Origin of the sequence: Nocardioides luteus (assembly GCF_015752315.1) — a bacterium.
Taxonomy (GTDB): Bacteria; Actinomycetota; Actinomycetes; order Propionibacteriales; family Nocardioidaceae; genus Nocardioides.
Genome location: NZ_JADOVJ010000001.1, coordinates 4910290 through 4933517 on the forward strand (window position 1 = coordinate 4910290; position 23228 = coordinate 4933517).

The following is a 23228-nucleotide window of genomic DNA, read 5'->3' on the forward strand; positions in this document are numbered from 1 at the left end:
GGGCTGGGCGCTGCTAGGTCGTGCGGCTGCTCGACCGGCCGACGTGGTCGAGAGACGCCACCGGGGCGTACCGGTCCACCAGCAGGAGGACCGCTGTCAGCACGATCGCGTAGCCGAGCACCGCGGCCGCACTGAGCAGGACGGGGACCATGCCGTTCTGGCCGACGTCGAGGAACGGGTAGGGATACCAGCCGGTGATCGCGCCTCGGATGAGGGTGAGCACCAGCCAGGCGATCGGCCAGATGAAGGCGAGCACGGCGATCCGCACATCCCACTGGCGCCGTGAGCCCCACAGCAACCAGCCGAGCACGAACAGCACGGGGCTGGCGATGTGGAACAGGTTGGTCGCGACGACCGCCTCTCCTCGCAGTTCGATGCCGGGCGCGAGCACGAGGCTGAACACCGTGCCCGTGACCGTGATGCCGAGCAGCGCGCTCAGCCCGATGGCACGCGAGGCCACGCTGTTCGCGGCCCGCCCGAGCGCCACCGTGATGGCCACCGCGAGGACGAGCACGTTGCTGTCGACGGTGAAGAAGCTGAACAGCCTGGCGAAGCGTACGGCCAGCGGGATCTCATGACCCGACTCGCCCGAGTTCGCGTCCGCGCCGCCCGTGAACAGCAGATAGAACTGCAGCACGAATCCCACACCGACGACGACGGCCACGACCGCGTACCAAGCGCGCATCGCAACGGCGGTTCGAAGGGCCACGAGCACACGCTAACGTCCGTACGCCGGATGCCCGGGGTGCGACATCCGGACCGCGGCCGCCGGCGTGCTCTAGCCGTCGAGGCGTTTGGCCATGCAGACGACCAGGTCGTCGTCCTTGTAGTAGCCGAACGGCTCGACGTCGACGTAGCCGTTGGCCGCGTAGAGGCCGATGGCCTCGTGCTGGAGGCCGCCGGTGGTGAGGACCATCGCCTCGAAGCCGGCCTCGTGGGCCGAGGTCTCGACGTGGGCGAGCATGCGTTTGGCGAGGCCCTGGCCCTGGGCCTCGGGGACGACGTACATCCGCTTGATCTCGGCGGTCACCACGGTCCCGAGCGCGGACTCGCCGGAGCGGCGCCAGGCGCCGGAGGCCACCGGGACGTCGTCGAGATAGGCCAGGAAGTAGGCGCCCGCGAGGCCCTCGAACATCTCCGGCAGGGTCGGGTCGTGGTCGGGCTCGCCGTAACGCTCGACGTAGAACTCCTGGACCCGGTCGACCAGCTTCTGCGCATCCGGGTGGTCGTACGCGACCCGGCGAATCTCAACAGACACGTCGGTATTCTGGCCGACGCCCGCCTCTTGCGAGAATGGGTTTATGACGCTGCAGATCCCCGCCGACCTCCTGCCCGCCGACGGACGTTTCGGGTCCGGGCCGTCCAAGGTGCCCGCCGGGCGCCTGGAGGCGCTCGCCGCGACCGGGGTCTCGGTGATGGGCACCTCCCACCGCCAGCAGCCGGTGAAGGATCTCGTCCGCCGGGTCCAGTCCGGGCTGGCCGACCTGTTCTCGCTGCCGGAGGGCTACGAGGTCGTCATCGGCAACGGCGGCTCGGTGGCGTTCTTCGACCTGGCGACGTACGCCCTCGTGCGCGAGCGCAGCCAGCACGCCGTCTTCGGGGCGTTCGGCAAGAAGTTCCTCTCCGCGGCCAAGGCTGCGCCGTGGCTGGCGGACCCGTCGGTGATCTCGGCCGAGCCCGGTGGCCTGGCGGTGCCGTCCCAGGAGGACGGTGTCGATGTTTACGCCTGGACACATAACGAGACCTCGACCGGCGTGATGGCTCCGGTCATACGTCCTGCCGGCGCCCGTGCCGACCAGCTCACCATCGTCGACGCGACCTCGGCCGCCGGCGGGCTGCCGCTCGACGTGACCCAGAGCGACGTCTACTACTTCGCGCCGCAGAAGTCGTTCGCCTCCGACGGCGGCCTGTGGCTGGCGCTGCTCTCCCCGGCCGCGATCGCGCGGGCCGAGGAGATCGCGGCGAGCGGCCGGCACATCCCGTCGTTCTTCTCGCTCACCGAGGCGATCAAGCAGTCGCGTAGCGGTCAGACCGTGAACACCCCGGCCGTCGCCACACTCTTCCTGATGGCCGAGCAGCTCGACTGGATGAACGCCTCCGGCGGGCTCGACGCGATGGTCGCCCGCACCACGGCCTCCTCCGACGCGCTCTACGCCTGGGCCGAGAAGGCGCCGTACGTCCGGCCGTTCGTCGAGGACCCCACCCACCGCTCCCTGGTCGTCGGCACCGTCGAGCTCGACGCCGGCATCGACAAGGATCTCCTCCGGTCGGTTCTGGCGGAGAACGGCGTCGTCGACCTCGACGCCTACCGCGGCGTCGGCACCAACCAGCTCCGGATCGCGATGTACCCCTCCGTCGACGCCGCCGACATCGAGGCCCTCACCGCCTGCATCGACTGGGTCGTCGACCGCCTCTGACCCGCCGACCCGGCTCGTCATGACGAGCCGACTCGGCGTCAGGAGCGCTTGCGGAAGATGAAGTACGCAGCCACGGCGAGCACCACCAGCGCGGCCGGCCCCACCGACCCGCCGCCGGATTCGTCGCCCGCGTCGCTGTCCTCGGCGCCGGTCTCGTCGTCCGGCGGTTCGGTGGCATCGGGGCTGGGGTCCGCGGTCGGCGTCGGCTCCTCGCCGAGGACCTCGCTGACCAGCTCGGGGGCGACGCGGATCACCTCGGCCCGGATGCCCTCGCTGGTCACGACCACCTCGCCCGTGGCGGTGACGCCGATGGCCTCGCCCTGCTCCTGGTCAGGGGTCCGGAACGAGCCGACGCGGTCCATCGAGGGCCAGTCGTAGATCGTGGCGGAGTAGTAGCCGCGTACGACCAGGTGCTTGCCGTCGGGGAAGAAGGCACCGTCGGTGGCCATCGGGATGACCGGGGCGACCTCCTTCAGCCGGTTGGGGCCGTCGGGGTCGAGACGCTTCGGGACGGCGTAGAGCCGGCCGCCTCCCCAGTCCTTCGTGGCGACGAAGACCTGACCGTCGGGGTGGGCCAGCAGGGACTCGGCGTTGTGCGGCCCGTCGGGGTAGACGAGCTCGTAGACGGTCGGCGAGACCGTGCGCTCGCCCCGCCCGACGCGTACCTTCGCAATCCGGATCGAGTCCCAGACGCTGTTGTTGTCGCCGATGTCGCCGACCCAGACGTGATTGCCGCCGGCGGGCGCGAGCCCTTCGACGTCGACCGGGTCCGCCGCCCAGTGGGTCACGCCGACCGTGTCGCCGCTGGAGTCGACGGTGAAGACTCGGCCGCTGTCGCCGGAGTCGTTGGTGGTGGCGTACAGACCCTTGCCGAGCGGGGTCAGCGCGCTGGCCTCGCTGATCGTCGGGTCGGAGAAGGAGAAGAGGACGTCGTCACCGGCGGCGCGTGCGGGCACGGACGAGATCAGCACCAGCCCGAGCGCGCCCGCAGCGGCGACGACCGCCTTCATCGGTCGGCGAGCAGCTCGCCGAGCTTCGGACGTACGCCCCACTCGGCCACGAGGTCGTCGTACTCCTTCTTCACCGAGCCGCCCTTGACCGGCGAGCCGGTGCGGATCGCGCGGAGCATGGTGTTGCGCGGGGTGTGCTGGCTCTCCACGAACTGCACCACCTCGACGCGGTACCCGGCCAGGCGCAGCAGGCTCGCGCGCAGGGCGTCGGTCAGGGTGTCGGCGAAGCGTTCGCGGAGGATGCCGTGGCGGGTGAGCATCGAGTAGGGCGCCGGGGTCGGGGCCTTACGGAGCTGGGCGGCGATGTCGTGGTGGCAGCACGGCGCGGCCAGCACCAGCGGCGCCTCCCACTCGACCGCGCGGGCGAGGGCGTCGTCGGTGGCGGTGTCGCAGGCGTGCAGGGCCAGCACCACGTCGGGTTGCTGGTCGAGCTGCACGCCGTCGATCGTCCCGGCCACGAACTCGGCCTTCACCCCGAGCTCGGCCGCGATCTTCGTGTTGTGCTCCCGCGACTGCTCCTTCACGTCGACGCCGGTGACGACGACGGGCAGCTCGCGGACCTCGGTGAGGTAGCGCTGGGCGGCGAAGGTCAGGTAGCCGTTGCCGGCACCCAGGTCGATGATCCGCAGCGGCTCCTCCGCGGTCGGCCGACGGACCTTGCCGGACTTCATCGCGTCCGTCAGGGCGGCGTCGAGCTGGCGCAGGAACTCCTCGACCTGGCGGTACTTCGCCTGGCGCGACGGCTTCAGCTTCCCGTCCTTGTCGGAGAGGCCGAGCACACGGAAGACAGGGTCGGACTCCGGCAGCAGCCGCTCCTTGGCCTGGTCATGGCCGCGTTCGACCTCGACCGGCGCGGTCGCCTCCGTGGTCGAGACGAGCGCCGTCGTCGGCGTCTTCGCCTGGATCTGAGTCTGCTCGGTCGCGGTCGTGACGATCCAGTTGGCGAACGGTTCGTCGAGAAGATCGTCCAGTGACGAACTATCTCCTACCGGATGGTTCGCGGTGAACGCCTGGGTCGCGTCGTACGTCGTGATCTGCAGGTGTCGGCCGGCCTTGAGGTCGACGTAGCGGATCTCGGCGCGACGCCACTTCGGCGTGGTGCCGCGCTGCTTGCCCGACGCGACCGCCTTGACCAGCTGTTCGGGATCGAGGATCACCGATCGCATCCGGTTCAGCGCCCGCAGCAGCGGTTCGGACTCCCTGCTCAATTCAGCACCCCGGCAATGACGACCACCAGCAGAAGGGCGACCAGCGCGCCGGGAATGATCATTCGGCGGTAACGCGGGTTCACCGCTTCATTCTAGGCGTCGGCCGGGCACCAACACCCATCCCCGACCGCGGGCACCCGTCAGACCCGCGATGCGAACAGCTCGGCGAGATGCATGGTCGGCACCGAGGCGAGGTCGTCGAGCTGGACCCGGCACGACATCCCGTCGGCGAGGACGACCGCGTCGGGATGCGACCGCACAGCCGGGAGGAGATGCGTCTCCGCGACCGCGACCGACACCTCGTAGTGCCCCTCCTCGACGCCGAAGTTTCCGGCCAGGCCGCAGCAGCCCGAGACCTTGGTGACCGTCGCGCCGGCCTGCTTCAGGAGCGCCTCGTCGGCGGTCCAGCCGAGCACGGCGTGCTGGTGACAGTGCGGCTGCGCGACGACCTCGACGCCGCTCAGGTCGGGCAGGCTCACCCGCCCCTCAGCCACCAGGCGGGTCACCAGCTCGGCGAAGGTGAGCATGCCGTCGCGTACGACCTCGGCCTCCGGCAGGGCCGAGAGCTCGACCGAGTCCGAGCGCAGGGTCGCGGTGCACGACGGCTCCAGCCCGACGACGGGGACGCCGGAGGAGACATAGGGGGCCAGCGTACGGACCGTCTTCTCCATGATCTTGCGGGCGTCGTCGAGCTGACCGGTGGTGATCCAGGTCAGGCCGCAGCAGGCCTTCTCGCCGATGACGCGCACGTTCAGCCCCTGCGACTCGAGCCATTTGATCGCGCCGTGGCCCGACTGAGCGAAGAAGTGGTCGGTGAAGGAGTCGGCCCAGATCCAGACGTCCGGGGTCTCGGTGGCGAGCCGGGCCACCGGCGCCGACCGCTTCAGCGTCTTCGGCGCGAACGCCGGGATCGAGCGCCGCTGGTCGATGCCGGCGGTCTTCTTGGCGATCTTCGCCAGCGGCGAGATCTTCAGGGACGCGTTGGCCATCTGGGTGAACGGCGCCGCGAGCCGGGCCCACTTCGGCAGCTGCCCAAGAAGAGCGTGCGAGCGCGGCCGCCGCTCCCCGAGGACGTCGTGCTTCTGGTAGAGCGCCTCCGACTTGTACGTCGCCATGTCGATGCCCGTGGGGCAGTCGGACGCACACCCCTTGCAGGCCAGGCACAGGTCGAGCGCCTCGGCGACCGCGGGGTCGCCGAGCCCGTCGACGAGCGAGCCGTCCAGCGCCTCCTGCAGCACCCGCGCGCGCCCACGGGTCGCGTCCTTCTCCTCGCGGGTGGCGAGGTAGGAGGGGCACATCACGCCGATGGTCTTCGGGGCCACGCACTTGCCGACGCCGGTGCAGCGGTGCACGGCCGCGCCCAGGTCACCGGAGTCGTGGATGAGCCGCAGCCCGGTCCGGGGCAGGGCCCGGGGCCGTACCGGACGCAGGTCGTCGGTGATCGACGCCGGCCGCACGATGTTGCCGGGGTTGAGCAGGTCGGACGGGTCGCAGATGCCCTTGACCTGCTCGAAGAGCTCGATCGAGGTCTTGTCGTACATCAGAGGCAGCAGCTCGGAGCGCACCCGCCCGTCGCCGTGCTCGCCCGACAGCGAGCCGCCGTAGGTGACCAGCTGCGTGGCGCACGCGGTCATGAACTCGCGGAACACCTGCGCCGACTCCGGGGAGTCCGGCGCGAAGGGGAAGTCGATGCGGCAGTGGATGCAGCCGTCGCCGAAGTGGCCGTAGGGATAGCCGTGCAGGCCGAAGTCCGAGAGGATCCCCTCGAAGTCGCGCAACCAGGCGCCGAGGTGCTCCGGCGGGACCGCCGCGTCCTCCCAGCCGGAGTGGGCCGGCGTCGGCAGCGAGACCCCGGCCAGGCCTGCACCGTCCTCGCGGATCCGCCACAGCGCCGCCGCCTCGATCGGGTCGACGACCACCCGCGACTCCAGCGCGCCCGACTCGGCAGCGAGGCGTTTCACCAGGTCAGGCGCGTCCTGGCCGGCGACCTCGACCATCAGCCAGCCGGCGCCCTTGGGGAGGTCGGGCACGGCGCGACCCTTGGCGCGCACCAGGTCGGCGATCCGGGCGTCCATCCCCTCGCACGCGATCAGCCGTCCCGGCGCCACCTGCAGGAGCGTGGGCACAGCGTCGGCCGCCTCGACCATCGTCGGATAGCCGAGCACGAGCAGGAGTCGCCCGGGAGAGTCCTCGACGAGCCGCACCGTGGTCTCCAGGACGGTCGCGAGAGTCCCCTCGGACCCGGCCAGGAAGCGGTCGATCCGGCCGCCCTTCTCGGGCAGCAGGTGCTCGAGCGAGTAGCCCGAGACCTGGCGCCCGAAGCGGCCGAACTCGGTCCGCACGTGCCCGAGGTTGGCACCGACGAGCGCCTGGAGGCGCTCGGCCGTCTCCCCGGAGGAGACGCCGTCGGCGTAGACCGCCTGCTCGCCGTTGCCGAAGAGCACGGTCAGCGACTCGATGTTGTCGACGGTGCGGCCGTAGCCCAGCGCACGGTTGCCGCAGGCGTTGTTGCCGATCATCCCGCCGATGGTGCAGCGGGTGTGGGTGGACGGGTCCGGCCCGAACCGCAGCCCGTGCGGGGCGGCCGCGCGCTGCAGATCGGCGTGGACCACGCCCGGATCGATCCGCGCGGTCCGCGCCTCCGGGTCGATCTCGTAGATGGTCCGCAGGTCGCGCGTGTCCACGACGATGCCGGTGCCGACGGCGTTGCCCGCGATCGAGGTGCCCGCGCCTCGCATCGTCACCGGGGCGCCCGTCGAGCGGGACACCGAGTGCACCGCGAGCAGCTCGTCGCGGGACTGGGGCCGCACGACGACGGAGGGCACGACCCGGTAGAGGCTCGCGTCGCTGGAGTAGAGCGCCCGGGCCAGCGGCGAGTCGTCGACCCGGCTGATCCCCTGGTTGCGCAGCTCATTCGCCAGATCCGAGGCAGTCGCATTCACCCGCTCATTGTCACAGACCCCGGCGCCGCCACCGGCCAGCGCCCACCGTCGGCGACCACAACGCGAACCCGTCTCATGGAGCGATATCGGACTCTCATATAATGGGACGACCCGCGAGAGGCGGGCCCATCGACACCTCGGAGAGAGACCATGTCCGCCACCCCCGCACCGGCCAACCCGCGCTCGCGCGTGCTCGTCGCCAGTCTCATCGGGACGACGATCGAGTTCTACGACTTCTATGCGTACGCGACCGCAGCCGTCCTCGTCTTCCCCGCCCTCTTCTTCCCGGCCGGCGACCCGACCACCGCGCTCCTGGCGAGCTTCGCCGTCTTCGGCGCCGCGATGGTCGCCCGCCCGGTGGGCGCGATCTTCTTCGGTCACCTCGGCGACCGGCTCGGCCGCAAGACGACCCTGGTGATCTCGCTGCTCACCATGGGCATCGCGACCTTCCTGATCGGCGCGCTGCCGACGTACGAGACCGTCGGCTGGGTCGCCACCGCGCTGCTTGTGCTGATGCGCCTGGCTCAGGGCTTCGCGCTCGGCGGCGAGTGGAGCGGCGCGGCCCTGGTCGCGACCGAGAACGCCCCGGAGGGCAAGCGCGCCATCTTCGGTACGTTCCCGCAGCTCGGCGCGCCGCTCGGCTTCATCCTCTCCAACGGCCTGTTCCTGACCATCGCGGCACTGCTCTCCGCGGAGGGCGCCGACCCGACCAAGCCGTCCGACGCCTTCCTGGCGTGGGGCTGGCGGGTGCCGTTCCTCTTCTCCGCGGTCATGGTGATCGTCGGCCTGTGGGTCCGGCTGCGCCTGGTCGAGAGCGACGTGTTCACCAAGAGCCAGGACGCCGGCCTGGTCCGCAAGGTCCCGCTGGCCTCGGTCGTGCGCAACCAGGGCAAGCAGCTGGTCCTCGGCACCTTCTTCATGCTGGCGACGTACGTGCTCTTCTACCTGATGACCGCGTTCTCGCTCTCGTTCGGCACCGCGGCCAAGGACCTTCCCGTCGCCGGCCTGGGCTACGGCTACACGACCTTCGTGCTCATGCTGATCTTCGGCGTGATCTTCTTCGGCATCTTCACCATGGTCTCCGGGCCGCTGGCCGAGCGCTTCGGTCGCCGCCGCCTGCTGATCGCGGTCACCCTCGGGATCATCGTCTTCGGCCTGGCCTGGGTGCCGCTGGTCGACGCCGGCACCCCGGGCGTGCTCCTCTGGCTCGTCCTCGGCTTCTCGCTGATGGGTCTCACCTTCGGTCCGATGGGCGCGCTGCTGCCCGAGCTGTTCCCGACCAGCGTGCGCTACACCGGCTCCGGCATCTCCTACAACGTCGCCTCGATCCTCGGCGCCGCGGTGGCCCCGTTCATCGCGGTCGCGCTGTGGAAGCAGGCCGACGGCTCGCCCGTCCTGGTCGGCGTCTACCTCTCCGTGATGGCGGTGATCACCCTGATCTCCCTGCTGATCGGCAAGGAGACCAAGGACGTCGCGCTCGAGGAGACCGCGGAGAAGGCCACCGTCTGAGCGTCTAACGTGGCGGGATGAGCGTCAGGATCCTCTCCGCCACCGACGTACGCAGCATCTTCACGCCGCAGCTCGCGCTGGAGTCCCAGCGTGAGGCGTTCACCCGACTGGGAGCCGGGGAGGCCGTCCAGCCTCCCCGGCTCCTCGTCCCGGGACCGGACTCGTCGGTCTCGTTCTGCTACTCCTCCCGGATCGCCCCCGACGCCCCCGCGGTGAGCAAGTTCGGCAGCGTCAACCCTGCCAACAAGGCTCGCGGCATGGGCGCCGTGCACTCGGTGATCACGGTCCTCGACGCCGAGACCGGCACACCGCGCGCGATCATCAACGGCGACAGCGTCACCGGCCTGCGCACCGCTGCCGCGACCACCCTCGCCATGCAGCAGCTCGCACCCGACGCCCGCACCGTCCTCGTCGTCGGCACCGGCGCCCAGGCCCGGGCCCACCTCGACGCCTTCACCGTGACCCGTCCCGACGCCGAGCTCCAGGTCTTCGGCCGGAACCCGGCGGCCGTCGCGGAGGTCGCCGGGTCGCACGATGCGGCTGCCATGACGGACCTGGAGCAGGCCGTACGGGATGCCGACATCGTCGTCCTCTGCACCTCGTCCCTCACCCCCGTGATCGAGGACGCCTGGGTCACCAACGGCACCACCGTGGCCAGCGTCGGCTCCTTCGCCCCCGACCGCGTCGAGCTGCCGCCGTCGCTGCTGACCCGCTCCACGGTCGTCGTCGACTACCGCGCGTCAGCGCTCACCGACTGCGGCCCGGTCGTCGAAGCCGTCGGCTCCGGGGCGGTCGACCCCGATCGGATCACCGACCTCGGCGCCCTCCTGACCGGCGCTGCCACCCTCGACCGCCGCGCCGCCGACGTCGTCACCTACTTCTCCGTGGGCATCGGTGTCCAGGACGCCGCCGCGGCGGCGGTGATCCTGACCGCGGCCGAGGAGAACGGCGCCGGCACCCAAGCCGACCTGGGCTAGGAGCGATGCCCACAGCTCGAGGGGCTGGTCGTCGCTGCCAGGTCACGATGATGAGGGCGACCCCGCCAGGCCCCTGACCGCGCGGCGAACGAACTTTCTTTCGCGCTGGGAGCGTGAACGAATCTTCATTCACCCCGGACACGTGAACGAACTTTCATTCACCCCGGACACGTGAACGAACTTTCATTCACCCCGGACACGTGAACGAACTTTCATTCACCCCGGACACGTGAACGAACTTTCATTCACCCCGCACACGCGAACGAACCTTCATTCACCCCGCACACGCGAACGAACTTTCATTCACGTACGACGCAGTCCACCACGACTAGGAGGCTGCCTTCTTCTCGGCATCGAGAGCCGCGGTGACCACGTCGAGGAGCGGCAGTGTCGCCAGCTCTTCACGGGTCACCCAACGTACGTCGTCGGTGGTGCCGCCCTGCTCGACCACTCGCGGCTCCGCGTCGTCGGGAACGGTCGCGGCGAAGATGAGATGGACGCCGTGGAACTCCTCGTGACGACCGCTGGGAGCGGTGCCGGTGATGTTCACGTCGTGCACGTCGAGCAGGACGCCGACCTCACAGGTCAGGCCGCACTCCTCGGCCACCTCGCGCACCAGCGCCTCCCGCGGCTGCTCGCCGAAGTCGACCCCGCCCCCGGGGAGCGTCCACGAGCCCGAGTGATAGCCGAGCGGCGAGATCCGGGTGAGCAGGATCGCGTCGTCGGCGTCCCGGGTGATGAACGCGTACGCAGCCAGCCGCTGCATCCGCGCCGGCTTGTGCACCTCGAGGGCATCGGTGACCAGCGGGGACGTCGGGATCTCGCCGCTCACCACCGCAGCGAGGGGCAGCCAGGCCGCCTCCGCCGTGGACCCGTCGACCTCCATCGTCTGCGGCTCGGGAGCGTCGTGGGGCACCCAGCCGTCGTAGACGATCCGGATCGCGTGGGAGTTGACCCGGCGGCCCAGTCGCCAGGCCTTGGCCTGGTGGACGGAGTAGACCCGCGCCTCGATGCCGACCTCGACCGGCACGCCGGCCTCCTCGTAGACCTCGCGCACGACCGCGTCGCGCGGGTCCTCGCCGTGGTCGATGCCACCACCGGGCAGCGTCCACCGCTCCTCCGGCGTGACCTTCTCCGAGAGCCGGCTGAGCAGGATCTCCGGCTCGGCGGCCGCACCCGCCCGGATGATGACGGCGTACGCCCCCACCCGCTGCACCTTCGGAAGCTTGCGTCGCCGCCCGCTGCGGCCCCGATTCCGCGTCGCCATCAGCTGAACGGGGGTCGGGAGTCGAGAGCCAACGAGCGGCGACCGGCCCAGCGCCACACCTTGGCGGCCCGGTCGCGGTCCTCGTCGGTGACCAGGTTGCCCATCCACCGCAGAGCCAGCGTCATCAGCCACTCGGAGCGCATTCCGGCAGGTCCGAGGGTGGATACCAGCCGCGGCCGGGTCGCGATCCCGGCCAGGCGGCGGGCGATGGAGAACGCCTCGCCGTAGTGCTCACGCAGGGTCGCCGGCCATGCGGTGGCCAGGTCCTCGCCTGCGACGATGGCGTCGGCGACCATCCGTCCGGTCTCCAGGCCGTAGTCGATCCCCTCGCCGTTGAGCGGGTTCACGCAGCCGGCCGCGTCGCCGATCAGCGCCCAGTTGGCACCGGCGACGCCGGAGACCGCACCACCCATCGGCAGCAGGGCGGACTTCTCCGCCCGCAGCTCGCCCTTCAGCCCGAACTCGTCGCGGCACAGCGATGTGTAGTGGCGCATCAGCGGCTTGATCGCGACGTCCGCGGGCCGCTTCGAGGTGGCCAGCGCGCCGGCGCCGATGTTCACCTCGCCAGATCCAAGCGGGAAGATCCAGCCGTAGCCGGGCAGCGCCTCGCCGGACTCGTCGCGAAGCTCCAGGTGGGAGGAGATCCACTCGTCATCAGCCTGGTCGGAGGCGATGTAGGCCCGCCCGGCGACGCCGTAGACGGTGTCGCGGTGCCACTCGCGTCCCAGCACCTTGCCCAGCGGCGACCGCACGCCGTCGGCCACGACGACCGACCGGCAGGCCACCTCGTGACCACCCTCGAAGATCACCGCAGCAATTCGGGCACCGTCCCACCGCACGTCGACCGCGCGCACGCCGTCGACCGCCGTCGCGCCGGACTTGATCGCCACGGTGCGCAGGTGGTCGTCGAGCTCGGTGCGCGGCACCGCCGACCCCCAGGACGGCAGCGTGCCGCCGGGCCAGGGCAGATGCAGCGTCTGCCCGAAGCCGTGCGCCCGCAGGCCCTTCGAGACCGGGTGCGCCCGCAGCCAGTCCTCCAGGCCGAGCCGGACCAGCTCGTGGGTCGCACGCGGGGTGAGCCCGTCGCCACAGGTCTTGTCACGCGGGAAGACGGCGGCGTCGGTCAGCAGGACATCGACCCCGGCGCGCGCCAGCCAGGCCGCCGCGGCCGAGCCCGCAGGCCCTGCCCCCACGACGAGCACGTCAGCTGATTGCGGAAGGGACGAGGTCATGCGCATATCTTCCCAGACCCGCCACACGGCCGGTCAGAGAACCCTCACCTCCACCCGGAGCGGGAGCCTGCTAGGTTATTGCAAGTTCTTCGCATTAACCCTCGGCGCAGTCTCGGAAGGCCCCCACGTGCACGACCCACTCGGCGTAGGTCGCCGCCGCCGGCGCGCCGTCATCTGGCTCCTGGGCCTCCTCGCAGCCGCCGCGGCGACCGTTGTCGTCGCGGTCGGGCTGGGCGCTGCGTACGTCACGCCGGGGACGGTCGCCCAGATCCTCGGCCACCACCTCCTCGGCCTGCCCGAGACCGGCTGGAAGGCCACCGAGGAGGCGATCGTGTGGAAGGTACGTCTCCCCCGCGTGCTCCTCGGCGCCCTGGTCGGTGCGGGCCTGGCCGTCACCGGCATGGCCCTGCAGGCGATGGTCCGCAACATGCTGGCCGACCCGTATCTGCTCGGGATCAACTCCGGCGCCTCCAGCGGCGCCGCGGCGGCGATCCTCTTCGGCGCGGGCACCGGCCTGGGGGCGTACGCCCTGCCCGGCTCCGCCTTCCTCGGCGCTCTCGCGGCGTCGTTCCTGGTGTTCGCGCTGGCTCGCAGCGGCGGCCGGGTCACCTCGCTGCGGCTGCTGCTCTCCGGTGTTGCGGTCGGCTATCTGCTCTACGGCCTGACCAGCTTCCTGATCTTCGCCTCGGGCTCGGCCGAAGGGGCGCGGTCGGTGATGTTCTGGCTGCTCGGCTCGCTCGGCCTGGCGCAGTGGGACGGCCTGCTCGCGGTCGTGGCCGTCGCGGTGATCGTCACGGTCACCCTGCTGACCCTGTCCGGTCGCGGCCTCGACGTGCTCGCCATCGGCGACGAGACCGCGCACAGCCTCGGCGTCTCCCCCGACCGCTTCCGTACGCTGCTGCTGGTCGTCGTGGCACTGACCGTCGGCGTGGTCGTCTCGGCCGCCGGCAGCATCGGCTTCGTCGGCCTGGTGGTGCCGCACCTGGCCCGCCGCGCGGTCGGCTCCGCCCATGCCGTGGCCGTCCCCGCAGCCGCGCTGATGGGCGCGATCCTCCTGGTCTGGGCCGACGTGCTCGCCCGCGTCCTGCTCCAGCCCCAGGAGATCCCGATCGGGATCGTCACCGCGCTCCTGGGAGCGCCGTTCCTCATCGTCCTGATCCGGCGCTTCTCCGCCCGCGACGTCTGACCACCCGCCCGACCCATCACCAGGAGCCCGACATGATCCGCCCCACGATCGCCACCGCCGCCCTCGTGCTGGCCACGACCACCGCCTGCGGCGCCGACGCCGCCGGCACCGAGGCCGCCCGAGACGGCTTCCCGGTCACCATCGAGAACTGCGGCGTCGAGGTCACCTTCGAGGCCCCACCGGAGCGCGTCGTGATGCTGAAGAGCTCCGCGGTGCCCTACCTGCACGCGCTCGGCGTGATGGACCAGGTCGTGGCCCGGGCCGGTGACTACCCGGCCGACTACTACGACACCGAGACCCGGGCCGAGCTCGACGAGATCCCGCTGCTCACCGACGAGATGGACACCAGCGGCCACCTGCAGATCTCCAAGGAGGTCGTGATCGCCGAGGAGCCGGACCTGGTGCTCGGCGAGGTCGACAACCTCTCCCGGGACACCCTCGACGCCGTCGACATCGACCTCCTCGAGGAGCCGGCGATGTGCCCGGACGGCGTCGACGACCCCGGTTTCGACGACGTCTACAGCCAGCTCGAGGCCTACGGCCGCGTCTTCGACAAGACGGACGAAGCCGCCAAGGCTGTCGCTGACCTGCGCAAACGCGTCACCGAGCTGGAGACGAAGAAGGTCGGGAAGGGACGCACGGCGGCGGTTCTCTACCCCACCGTCGGCGGCGGCGTGACCTACGCCTACGGCACCCGCTCGATGGCCCACCCGCAGCTTGAGGCGGCCGGGTTCGAGGACGTCTTCGCCGACGTCGACGAGCGGGTCTTCGAGGTCTCGACCGAGGACCTCCTCGAGCGCGACCCCGACGTGATCATCCTGCTCCACAACGCCGGCGACCCGGCGAAGGTCGAGGAGTCGATCACCCAGCTCGCCGGCGCCGAGGACCTCACCGCGGTCAGGAACGGCGACGTGATGGCGCAGCTTTTCAACTTCACCGAGCCGCCCTCGGCGCTCTCGGTCGACGGTCTGGAGCGGATCATCGACAGGTTCGGCCGGTGATCGAGGCCGGCGGGCTGTCCTGGACGTACGGCGCCACGAGCATCCTCGAGGACGTCGACGTCGACGCCCACGAGGGCCGGGTGCTGGGTCTGATCGGCCCGAACGGGAGCGGCAAGACCACCCTGCTCCGGATGCTCTACGGCGCCCTCCGCGGCAGCGGCACCGTCCAGATCGACGGCGACGACCTCGCCGGGCTGCCCGCCAAGGAGGTCGCCCGGCGCCTGGCCGTCGTCGTCCAGGAGTCCGGCACGGACACCTCTCTCACCGCCGGCGAGATGGTCCTCCTCGGCCGTACGCCGCACCTGTCCGCCTTCGCCAGAGCCGGTGAGCACGACCTGGAGATCGCCGCGGAGTGCCTGGAGCGCGTCGGCGGCACCCACCTCGGTCCGCGCTCCTTCGCCGCCCTGTCCGGGGGCGAGCGGCAGCGGGTGCTCATCGCGCGGGCACTGGCCCAGGAGGCGACCCACCTGCTCCTCGACGAGCCGACCAACCACCTCGACATCCGCTACCAGCACGAGATCCTCTCCCTGGTCCGCAAGCTCGGGACCACGGCGATCGTCGTGCTCCACGACCTCAACCTGGCGGCCCGCTACTGCGACGACCTGGTACTGCTCGACCAGCGCCGAGTGGCCGCGCGCGGCACCGTCGACGAGGTGCTCCGCCCCGAGATCCTGGAGCCGGTCTACGGCATCGGCATCGAGCGGCTCGAGCTGCGCGAGGAGATCCACCTCCTCTTCCGCCCCTCGAGCTGATCCTCACATCTCCGGGGCCGCCTCGACGCGGGTCTCCGGCGCCGCCTCGTCGTCCGGGTCGACCCCGGGAAGGTGCGCCTCCCAGAGCTCCACGTCCATCACGTAGAGCCGCAGCGGCGCCTCTCCGCGCAGGTCCTCGGGCTTGAACGCCCGCGCCGTCCCGACCAGCCGGTGGAACGCCACCGCGCAGCGCTTCTCGAGCTCGAAGTCCGGGACCTGGCGAGCCATCCCGGTGACGTACGCCGCGCTCGCGCCGGACCCGGGCGGGACCGAGGAGTCGAAGATGACCCCGGCCACGCGCGGGTCGCGCACGATGTTGCGGGAGTGCTGGGCGTCGGGTGCCGAGACCCAGTAGAGGTCCCGGTAACCGTCGTGGGAGAAGTAGACCGGCGACGTACGCGGCCTCCCGTCGGGATCCGAGGTCGCCAGCACCAGGTAGGCGACGCTGTCGACGATCCCGCGGACGTGTCTGTCCAGATCAGCTGCCATACCCCAGAGGGTAGGCGACTTTCTTACTGGTGACCTGCGTATATACGCGGCAGCTTGTAGCCGTGCTCGGCCAGGACCTCGCGCAGCACGTCCGGCTTGTCGGTGATCAGCCCGTCGACGCCCAGCCCGATGAGGTGCTCCATGGTGGCGACGTCGTCCACCGTCCACGGCACGACCGCGATCCCGCGCGCATGTGCCGCGTCGACCAGCTCCTGGGTCGTGAACGGCACATAGCCCGGGTCCGACACCGAGCCGCCCTGCGGGTCACCGTGAACCGGCGAGACCGCATCCGCTCCGAAGGAGTCCGCGGCCGCCACGTACCGCTCCTGCAGCGACCCCTCGAAGTCGTCGATGTCGATACCGCCCAGCCACGGCGAGGCGCCCGGCTGTCCCTGCTGGAGGAACTGCTGCCCGTTGGTCAGGGCGACGATCGGGAGCCGCGGCTCGACCTCGCGGAACCGCTTCAGAGCACCCCAGTCGAAGCTCTGGATGGTGACCTGGTTGCGGATGTGCGCGCGCCGGATCTCGGCCAGGACGACGCGGACGAACTGCTCGCGCGGCGCGGTCTGCTCCGGCGCCCCCGCCTCGACCTTGGTCTCCAGGTTCAGCGTGACCTGGCCGGCGTGGTAGCTGTTGACCAGCGCGAACACCTCCGAGAGCAGCGGCATCCGCTCCCCCGGCGACAGCTCCTGCTGGGGGAACTGCGGCTGGCGCAGCGACCCGCAGTCGATCGTGCGCACCTGGGCGAGCGTCAGGTTCTTGATGTAGGTCCGGTTCGGCACGTACGGGAACTCCGGATCTCCGGGGAACGCCGGTGCGGTGTCGACACACTTGGCCGGGTTCGGGTCCCGGTCGTGGGTCACGACCGCGTAGCCGTCCTCGGTGATCTGCACGTCGAGCTCGAGGGTGCTCACGCCCAGCTCGAGCGCCCGCGCGAACGCCGGCAGCGTGTTCTCCACCGTGAGCGCGATGCCACCGCGGTGCGCCTGGAGGTCGAAGGTACGCGGATCGCTCTCGGCGTGCGCCGGGGAAAGAGCGGAGAGGGCGGAGCTCGCCAGGAGCGCCGCGGCAACGAGGAGGCCTGCTCGGACACGTCTCATGCCCGCCAGGATCGCGCTGCCGGATGGCCGCTAGTGGAACGCGCGATGAGACAGGAGCGACACGTTCTTGTCCGCACACCCGGTCGTCTGGTGACGGACGAACTGGGAGTCGTAGGAGTCCGGCACGTAGACCCGGAACCCGTCCACCTCGGTCGGCCTGCAGTCCGCGGCCGGGTAGTTCTCAGCGGTCGACTCGGCGACCGCGCTGACGGCCACCTGACCCGGCTTCATGATGACCTTGCGCCAACCGCCCTCACGCTTTGCGGGCGCACCGACCTGGGTGCCGTCGCCACCGCCGACGTACGAGAGACCGCCGAAGCCACCCAAGGAGCAGGCGTGGTCGGAGACGTTGGTCAGGGTGATCTCACCGAACCGCGATCCCGCGCCCGCATCGGTGGCCCGATAGCCCGCCTTCAGGTCGGCGTTGACGCACTTCGGCGTCACCGGATCCGCCGGTACGGCGTCAGCGTTCTGAGACTCAGTCCCCACCGGCGAACCCCCCGTGGCCGCCGGTGAGGACTGAGTCGGGGACGATGGTGCACTGCTTCCCGAGGTGGGATCCGCGGTCCCGGAGGCAGATGGTGACGCGTCGACCGCCCCGTCCTTCGTCGACCCGCAACCTCCCACCGCGAGCACGCCGAGGATCCAGACGCCGACCACCATCAGCCGTAGGTGCCGCATCTTTGCTCCTCGAGTAGCAGATGCCAGCCAGATAACCCAGCCAGTTAACTCATCGTCCTACCCCTGTGACGTTCGGACCGCGGGGTTCGTTGCGTCCGATCTCGAGAAATTCTCAGACCCTGCCGTCGTACGTCGTGCGGGCCTCGTCCACCTCGGCCATGTGCTCCTCGGCCCACGCCTTGAGGTGGGCGAGGACGGGCAGCAGCGTCAGCCCGAGCGGGGTGAGCTCGTAGTCGGTCCGCACCGGCACCGATGGCGTCACCGTGCGGATCAGCAGACCGTCGCGCTCCATCCTCCGCAGCGACTGGGTCAGCATCTTCTGGCTCACCCCCTCGATCTGCGAGGCCAGCTCCGAATACCTCAGCGGGCCGCGGAGCCCCAGCGCCACGATCGCCAGACTCACCCACTTGTCACCGATCGTGTCCAGCAGCCGCCGGCTCGGACACAGCGCTGAGAACGCGTCGAATCCGCTGTGCTCGAATCCGCCGGGTCGTTCGGCCGTCGTCGTCCCCATGGCAGACCTCCAGGTGCGTACGCCACTTCAAAGTGCCTTCTTCCCAACGGAGAGTAGGGCACCGAAAGTAGTGCATGCAACCAGACAGACCACCACAAAGGACGAACACCATGTACGCACTCATCTCCCGCGCCGGCGACCCGACCCCGCGCCTCGAGGAGCTCCCGGCCCAGCCGCTCGGCCCCGACGACATCCGGGTCGAGGTGGCCGCCGCCGGCTTCACCCTCTTCGACGCCTTCGTCGCGAACGACCACGCAGCCATCGGCCTCCCCGACGTGATCGGCCTCGGCTTCGACTTCAGCGGTGTGGTCACCGCAGTCGGCGAGGCCGTCTCCGGATTCGCTGTCGGCGACCGCGTCGCCGGTCTCCATGGCAACCCGGCCGCAGGCGCCCGCGCCCACGCGACGGAGGTCGTGGTGCCCGCCTCCGCCGCAGCGGCCGTACCCGACGGGCTCACGCTCGAGGCGGCCGCCGCGGCTCCGCTCAACGCGCTCACCGCCCGCCAGGCACTCGACCTGCTCGGCACCGAACGCGGCAGCCTCCTCGTCACCGGTGCCGCCGGCAGCGTCGGCCTGTGGGCATCGGGGCTGGCCAAAGCCGACGGTTGGACGGTCGACGCCCTGGTACGCCCCGGCACCGAGCACCTCGCCACCGGCGCCGACCGCGCCGTCACCGAGATCGAGCCGCACGGGCACGACGCCGTCCTGGACCTGGCGGCGCTCAACGAACCGGCGTTGGCAGGCGTACGCGACGGCGGCCGCTACGTCAGCGTCAAGCCCGGCCGGGCACCGGCGCCCGAGCGCGGCATCGAGGTCTCGACCGCACTGAACCAGCCCGACGGGGCGATGCTCGCCGACCTCCTCCGGTTGGCAGCGGACGGCACGGTGCCGACCCGGATCGCGGCTACACGCCCGCTGAGCAAGGCCGCCGAGGCCTACCAGGAGGCGGAGGCGGCACCGGGATCCGACGGACGCTGGCTCCTCGTGCCCTGAAAAGGACGAAGGCCCCGCCACCCGAAGGTGGCGGGGCCTTCTAGACCACTCGATCAGCTCTGGTAGGAGCCGAAGTCGAAGTCGTCCAGCGCGACGGCCTGGCCGCCGGTGTTGCCGAACTCGTAGTCGTAGTTGTCGTAACCGGTCACGGAGTACGCCGCGGCACGAGCCTCATCGGTCGGCTCGACCTTGATGTTGCGGTAGCGCTCCAGGCCGGTGCCGGCCGGGATGAGCTTACCGATGATGACGTTCTCCTTCAGACCGCGCAGCGAGTCGGAGCGGCCGTTGATGGCAGCGTCGGTGAGGACGCGGGTGGTCTCCTGGAAGGAGGCCGCCGACAGCCAGGACTCGGTGGCCAGCGAGGCCTTGGTGATGCCCATCAGCTCCGGACGACCCGAGGCCGGCTTGCCGCCCTCGGAGACCACGCGCCGGTTCTCCGACTCGAAGTCGATGCGGTCGGCCAGGTCGGACGGCAGCAGGTTGGTGTCACCGGACTCGAGCACCGTGATCCGGCGCAGCATCTGCCGCACGATGATCTCGATGTGCTTGTCGTGGATGGACACACCCTGCGACCGGTACACGGCCTGGACCTCGTCGACGAGGTGCTGCTGCGTCTTGCGGACACCGAGGATACGGAGGACCTCCTTGGGGTCCGGCGTACCGATGGTCAGCGCCTGGCCGACCTCGATGTGGTCGCCGTCGGCGACCCGCAGCCGCGAGCGACGGGAGACGACGTACTCCTTGACGTCCGAACCGTCGTCCGGGGTGACCAGGACCTTGCGGGCCTTGTCGGTCTCCTCGATCTCGACGCGACCGGCGACCTCGGAGATCGGCGTGACACCCTTCGGCGTACGCGCCTCGAACAGCTCGACGACACGCGGCAGACCCTGCGTGATGTCGTCGGCCGAGGCCACACCACCGGTGTGGAACGTACGCATGGTCAGCTGGGTGCCCGGCTCACCGATGGACTGGGCGGCGATGATGCCGACCGCCTCACCGATGTCGACGAGCTTGCCGGTGGCCAGCGAGCGGCCGTAGCACTTGGCACACGTACCCGTGCGGGCCTCACAGGTGAGGACCGAACGGACCTTGACCTCGGTGATGCCGGCGCGAACCAGCTCCTCGATCTTGACGTCGCCCAGGTCCTCGCCGGCGACCGCGAGAACCTCGCCGGTCTGCGGGTGCTCGATGTCGACGGCAGCCGTGCGAGCGTACGCAGCGGTCTCGGCGTTGTCGTCCTTGACGACGACGCCGCCCTGGTCGACACCGATGACCTTCGGCAGACCGCGCTCGGTGCCGCAGTCGTCCTCACGGATGATGACGTCCTGCGAGACGTCCACCAGACGACGGGTCAGGTAACCCGAGTCAGCGGTACGCAGCGCGGTGTCGGCCAGACCCTTGCGAGCACCGTGGGTGGAGATGAAGTACTCCAGGACGGAGAGACCCTCGCGGAAGTTCGACTTGATCGGCCGCGGGATGATCTCGCCCTTCGGGTTGGCCACCAGGCCTCGCATGGCGCCGACCTGACGGATCTGGTTGAAGTTACCCGACGCACCCGAGGTGACCTGCATGAAGATCGGGTTCTTGCGGTCGAACGCCTCCTCCATCGCAGCACCGACGACCTTGGCGGCCTCGGTCCAGATCTCGACGAGCTCCTGACGGCGCTCCTCGTCGGTGACCAGACCACGCTCGAACTGCTTCTGCACCTTGGCAGCCTGCTTCTCGAACGTCTCCAGGATCTCGGCCTTGTTCGGCGGCGTGGTGACGTCGTCGATGGAGACCGTGACACCCGAACGGGTGGCCCAGTGGAAGCCGTTGTCCTTGAGCGCGTCCAGCGACGCCGCGACCTCGACCTTGGTGTAGCGCTCGGCCAGGTCGTTGATGATCGCGCCGAGCTGCTTCTTACCGACCTCGTAGTTCACGAAGGGGTAGTCGGCGGGGAGGGTGTCGTTGAAGATCACCCGGCCCAGCGTGGTCTCGACGACGAGCGGGTCGCCCGCGGTCCAGCCCTCCGGCACGTCGTAGCCGATCGGCGGGACGATGTCGTCGAGGCGGATCTTGATCTTCGACTGCAGCGTGATCTCGAGGTGGTCGAAGGCCATGATGGCCTCGGCCGGGGACGAGAAGGCACGACCCTCGCCGACCTCACCGTCACGGTCGGAGGTGAGGAAGTAGAGACCGATGATCATGTCCTGGGTCGGCATGGTGACCGGACGACCGTCGGACGGCTTGAGGATGTTGTTGGTCGAGAGCATCAGGATCCGAGCCTCGGCCTGGGCCTCCGCCGACAGCGGCAGGTGGACAGCCATCTGGTCACCGTCGAAGTCCGCGTTGAACGCGGTGCAGACGAGCGGGTGCAGCTGGATGGCCTTACCCTCGATCAGCTGCGGCTCGAAGGCCTGGATGCCGAGTCGGTGCAGGGTGGGCGCACGGTTCAGCAGAACCGGGTGCTCGGTGATGACCTCTTCGAGGACGTCCCACACGACCGGACGGGCACGCTCGACCATCCGCTTGGCGGACTTGATGTTCTGAGCGTGGCTCAGGTCCACCAGGCGCTTCATCACGAACGGCTTGAACAGCTCCAGGGCCATCTGCTTGGGCAGACCGCACTGGTGCAGCTTGAGCTGCGGACCCGACACGATGACCGAACGACCGGAGTAGTCGACGCGCTTACCGAGCAGGTTCTGACGGAAGCGACCCTGCTTGCCCTTGAGCATGTCGGAGAGCGACTTCAGCGGACGGTTGCCCGGCCCGGTGACCGGACGGCCACGACGGCCGTTGTCGAACAGCGAGTCGACGGCCTCCTGCAGCATCCGCTTCTCGTTGTTCACGATGATCTCGGGGGCACCGAGGTCGAGGAGACGCTTGAGGCGGTTGTTGCGGTTGATCACACGACGGTAGAGGTCGTTGAGGTCGGAGGTCGCGAAGCGGCCACCGTCGAGCTGCACCATCGGGCGCAGGTCCGGCGGGATGACCGGGACGGCGTCGAGCACCATGCCGGTCGGCTGGTTGCCGGTCTTGCGGAAGGCGTCGACGACCTTGAGGCGCTTGAGCGCGCGGACCTTGCGCTGACCCTTGCCGGTGGCGATGGTCTCGCGCAGGTTCTCGACCTCGGCCTCGATGTCGAAGTTCTCGAGGCGCTTCTGGATCGCCGTGGCGCCCATGTGGCCCTCGAAGTACTTGCCGAACCAGGTCTTCATCTCGCGGTAGAGCAGCTCGTCGCCCATGAGGTCCTGGACCTTCAGGTTCTTGAAGGTGTCCCAGACCTCGTCGAGACGGTTGACCTCGCGCTCGGTGCGGTCGCGCAGCTGCTTCATCTCGCGCTCGGCGCCGTCCTTGACCTTGCGCTTGGCGTCGGACTTGGCGCCCTCGGCCTCGAGCGCGGCCAGGTCGGTCTCGAGCTTCTTGGCGCGGTCGTTGATCGCCACGTCGAGCCGGCCGGTCAGCATCTTGCGCTGCTGGTCGACCTTGGCCTCGAGCGAGGACAGGTCGCGGTGACGCGCGTCCTCGTCGACCGAGGTGATCATGTACGCAGCGAAGTAGATGACCTTCTCCAGGTCCTTCGGGGCGAGGTCGAGCAGGTAGCCCAGCCGCGACGGAACGCCCTTGAAGTACCAGATGTGGGTCACCGGAGCGGCGAGCTCGATGTGGCCCATGCGCTCGCGGCGTACCTTGGAGCGGGTGACCTCGACGCCACAGCGCTCACAGATGATGCCCTTGAAGCGCACGCGCTTGTACTTGCCGCAGTAGCACTCCCAGTCCCGGGTGGGACCGAAGATCTTCTCGCAGAAGAGGCCGTCACGCTCGGGCTTGAGCGTGCGGTAGTTGATGGTCTCAGGCTTCTTGACCTCGCCGTGGCTCCACGCGCGGATCTCGTCCGCGGTGGCCAGGCCGATCTTGAGCTGATCGAAGAAGTTGACGTCGAGCACGGTGGCTTCCAGTTCCTTCGTT

Annotated in this window: 19 protein-coding genes; 7 read left to right on the forward strand and 12 right to left on the reverse strand. The window is 69.9% G+C overall.

Features of this window, described 5'->3' with window-relative positions; genetic code table 11:
• Nucleotides 1-13 precede the first annotated feature (13 nt).
• Nucleotides 14-709, reverse strand: coding sequence for a Pr6Pr family membrane protein (locus HD557_RS23490; RefSeq protein WP_196875661.1), 696 nt, complete (start codon nt 707-709; stop codon nt 14-16).
• A gap of 69 nt (nt 710-778) precedes the next feature.
• Complete coding sequence (locus HD557_RS23495) at nt 779-1258, reverse strand: GNAT family N-acetyltransferase (protein ID WP_196875662.1); 480 nt, start codon at nt 1256-1258, stop codon at nt 779-781.
• Nucleotides 1259-1301: 43 nt separating this feature from the next.
• Here HD557_RS23495 and serC point away from each other — a divergent pair, with 43 nt between their 5' ends.
• Nucleotides 1302-2417: a phosphoserine transaminase gene (gene serC / locus HD557_RS23500; RefSeq protein WP_196875663.1), complete on the forward strand. Its 1116-nt coding sequence runs from the start codon at nt 1302-1304 to the stop codon at nt 2415-2417.
• A gap of 38 nt (nt 2418-2455) precedes the next feature.
• Here serC and HD557_RS23505 read toward each other — a convergent pair whose 3' ends face one another.
• The 3 genes from HD557_RS23505 to HD557_RS23515 form a co-directional block, all read right to left on the reverse strand.
• Complete coding sequence (locus HD557_RS23505; protein ID WP_196875664.1) at nt 2456-3427, reverse strand: hypothetical protein; 972 nt, start codon at nt 3425-3427, stop codon at nt 2456-2458.
• On the reverse strand, nt 3424-4635 hold the full coding sequence (locus HD557_RS23510; protein WP_231380429.1) for a class I SAM-dependent methyltransferase: 1212 nt from the start codon (nt 4633-4635) through the stop codon (nt 3424-3426). Before HD557_RS23510 ends, HD557_RS23505 begins: the two co-directional genes overlap by 4 nt.
• A 140-nt stretch (nt 4636-4775) precedes the next feature.
• Nucleotides 4776-7577, reverse strand: coding sequence for an FAD-binding and (Fe-S)-binding domain-containing protein (locus HD557_RS23515; RefSeq protein WP_196875665.1), 2802 nt, complete (start codon nt 7575-7577; stop codon nt 4776-4778).
• 150 nt (nt 7578-7727) lie between these two features.
• Here HD557_RS23515 and HD557_RS23520 point away from each other — a divergent pair, with 150 nt between their 5' ends.
• Together HD557_RS23520 and HD557_RS23525 are read left to right on the forward strand one after the other, a co-directional pair.
• Entirely contained in the window at nt 7728-9086 is a 1359-nt protein-coding gene (locus HD557_RS23520; RefSeq protein WP_008362831.1) for an MFS transporter, read from the forward strand.
• A gap of 17 nt (nt 9087-9103) precedes the next feature.
• Nucleotides 9104-10063, forward strand: a complete 960-nt coding sequence (locus HD557_RS23525) for an ornithine cyclodeaminase family protein (RefSeq protein WP_196875666.1) — start codon at nt 9104-9106, stop codon at nt 10061-10063.
• Between the two features lie 328 nt (nt 10064-10391).
• On the opposite strand, the gene HD557_RS23530 is transcribed toward HD557_RS23525, so the two are convergent.
• A complete protein-coding gene (locus HD557_RS23530) occupies nt 10392-11330 on the reverse strand; it encodes an NUDIX domain-containing protein (RefSeq protein ID WP_231380430.1) in 939 nt (312 codons plus the stop codon).
• Entirely contained in the window at nt 11330-12562 is a 1233-nt protein-coding gene (locus HD557_RS23535; RefSeq protein ID WP_196875667.1) for a geranylgeranyl reductase family protein, read from the reverse strand. Before HD557_RS23535 ends, HD557_RS23530 begins: the two co-directional genes overlap by 1 nt.
• A 127-nt stretch (nt 12563-12689) precedes the next feature.
• On the opposite strand from HD557_RS23535, the gene HD557_RS23540 reads away from it, so the two are divergent.
• Genes HD557_RS23540 through HD557_RS23550 form a run of 3 tightly spaced genes read left to right on the forward strand, consistent with a single transcriptional unit; the run spans nt 12690 to nt 15501 of the window.
• On the forward strand, nt 12690-13748 hold the full coding sequence (locus tag HD557_RS23540; protein WP_196875668.1) for a FecCD family ABC transporter permease: 1059 nt from the start codon (nt 12690-12692) through the stop codon (nt 13746-13748).
• 32 nt (nt 13749-13780) lie between these two features.
• Nucleotides 13781-14749: an ABC transporter substrate-binding protein gene (locus HD557_RS23545; RefSeq protein ID WP_196875669.1), complete on the forward strand. Its 969-nt coding sequence runs from the start codon at nt 13781-13783 to the stop codon at nt 14747-14749.
• Nucleotides 14746-15501 (forward strand): ABC transporter ATP-binding protein, encoded by a 756-nt coding sequence (locus HD557_RS23550; protein WP_196875670.1) that lies wholly within the window; start codon nt 14746-14748, stop codon nt 15499-15501. The genes HD557_RS23545 and HD557_RS23550 overlap by 4 nt, the downstream gene beginning before the upstream one ends.
• 3 nt (nt 15502-15504) lie before the next feature.
• On the opposite strand, the gene HD557_RS23555 is transcribed toward HD557_RS23550, so the two are convergent.
• The 4 genes from HD557_RS23555 to HD557_RS23570 form a co-directional block, all read right to left on the reverse strand.
• The gene (locus tag HD557_RS23555; RefSeq protein WP_196875671.1) at nt 15505-15990 is read right to left on the reverse strand and encodes a pyridoxamine 5'-phosphate oxidase family protein; all 486 of its coding nucleotides are present in this window, start codon (nt 15988-15990) and stop codon (nt 15505-15507) included.
• Between the two features lie 23 nt (nt 15991-16013).
• Nucleotides 16014-17090 carry a glycerophosphodiester phosphodiesterase family protein gene (locus HD557_RS23560; RefSeq protein WP_196875672.1) on the reverse strand — a complete coding sequence of 359 codons (1077 nt, stop codon included), beginning with the start codon at nt 17088-17090 and terminating at the stop codon, nt 16014-16016.
• Between the two features lie 30 nt (nt 17091-17120).
• Nucleotides 17121-17579 (reverse strand): DUF4232 domain-containing protein, encoded by a 459-nt coding sequence (locus HD557_RS23565; RefSeq protein ID WP_196875673.1) that lies wholly within the window; start codon nt 17577-17579, stop codon nt 17121-17123.
• A 304-nt stretch (nt 17580-17883) separates the two neighbouring features.
• On the reverse strand, nt 17884-18285 hold the full coding sequence (locus tag HD557_RS23570) for a winged helix-turn-helix transcriptional regulator (RefSeq protein ID WP_196875674.1): 402 nt from the start codon (nt 18283-18285) through the stop codon (nt 17884-17886).
• Nucleotides 18286-18395: 110 nt separating this feature from the next.
• Between HD557_RS23570 and HD557_RS23575 the strand changes: the two genes are divergently transcribed.
• A complete protein-coding gene (locus tag HD557_RS23575; protein WP_196875675.1) occupies nt 18396-19277 on the forward strand; it encodes an alcohol dehydrogenase catalytic domain-containing protein in 882 nt (293 codons plus the stop codon).
• Nucleotides 19278-19330: 53 nt separating this feature from the next.
• On the opposite strand, the gene HD557_RS23580 is transcribed toward HD557_RS23575, so the two are convergent.
• Nucleotides 19331-23206, reverse strand: a complete 3876-nt coding sequence (locus tag HD557_RS23580) for a DNA-directed RNA polymerase subunit beta' (protein ID WP_196875676.1) — start codon at nt 23204-23206, stop codon at nt 19331-19333.
• Nucleotides 23207-23228 lie beyond the last annotated feature (22 nt).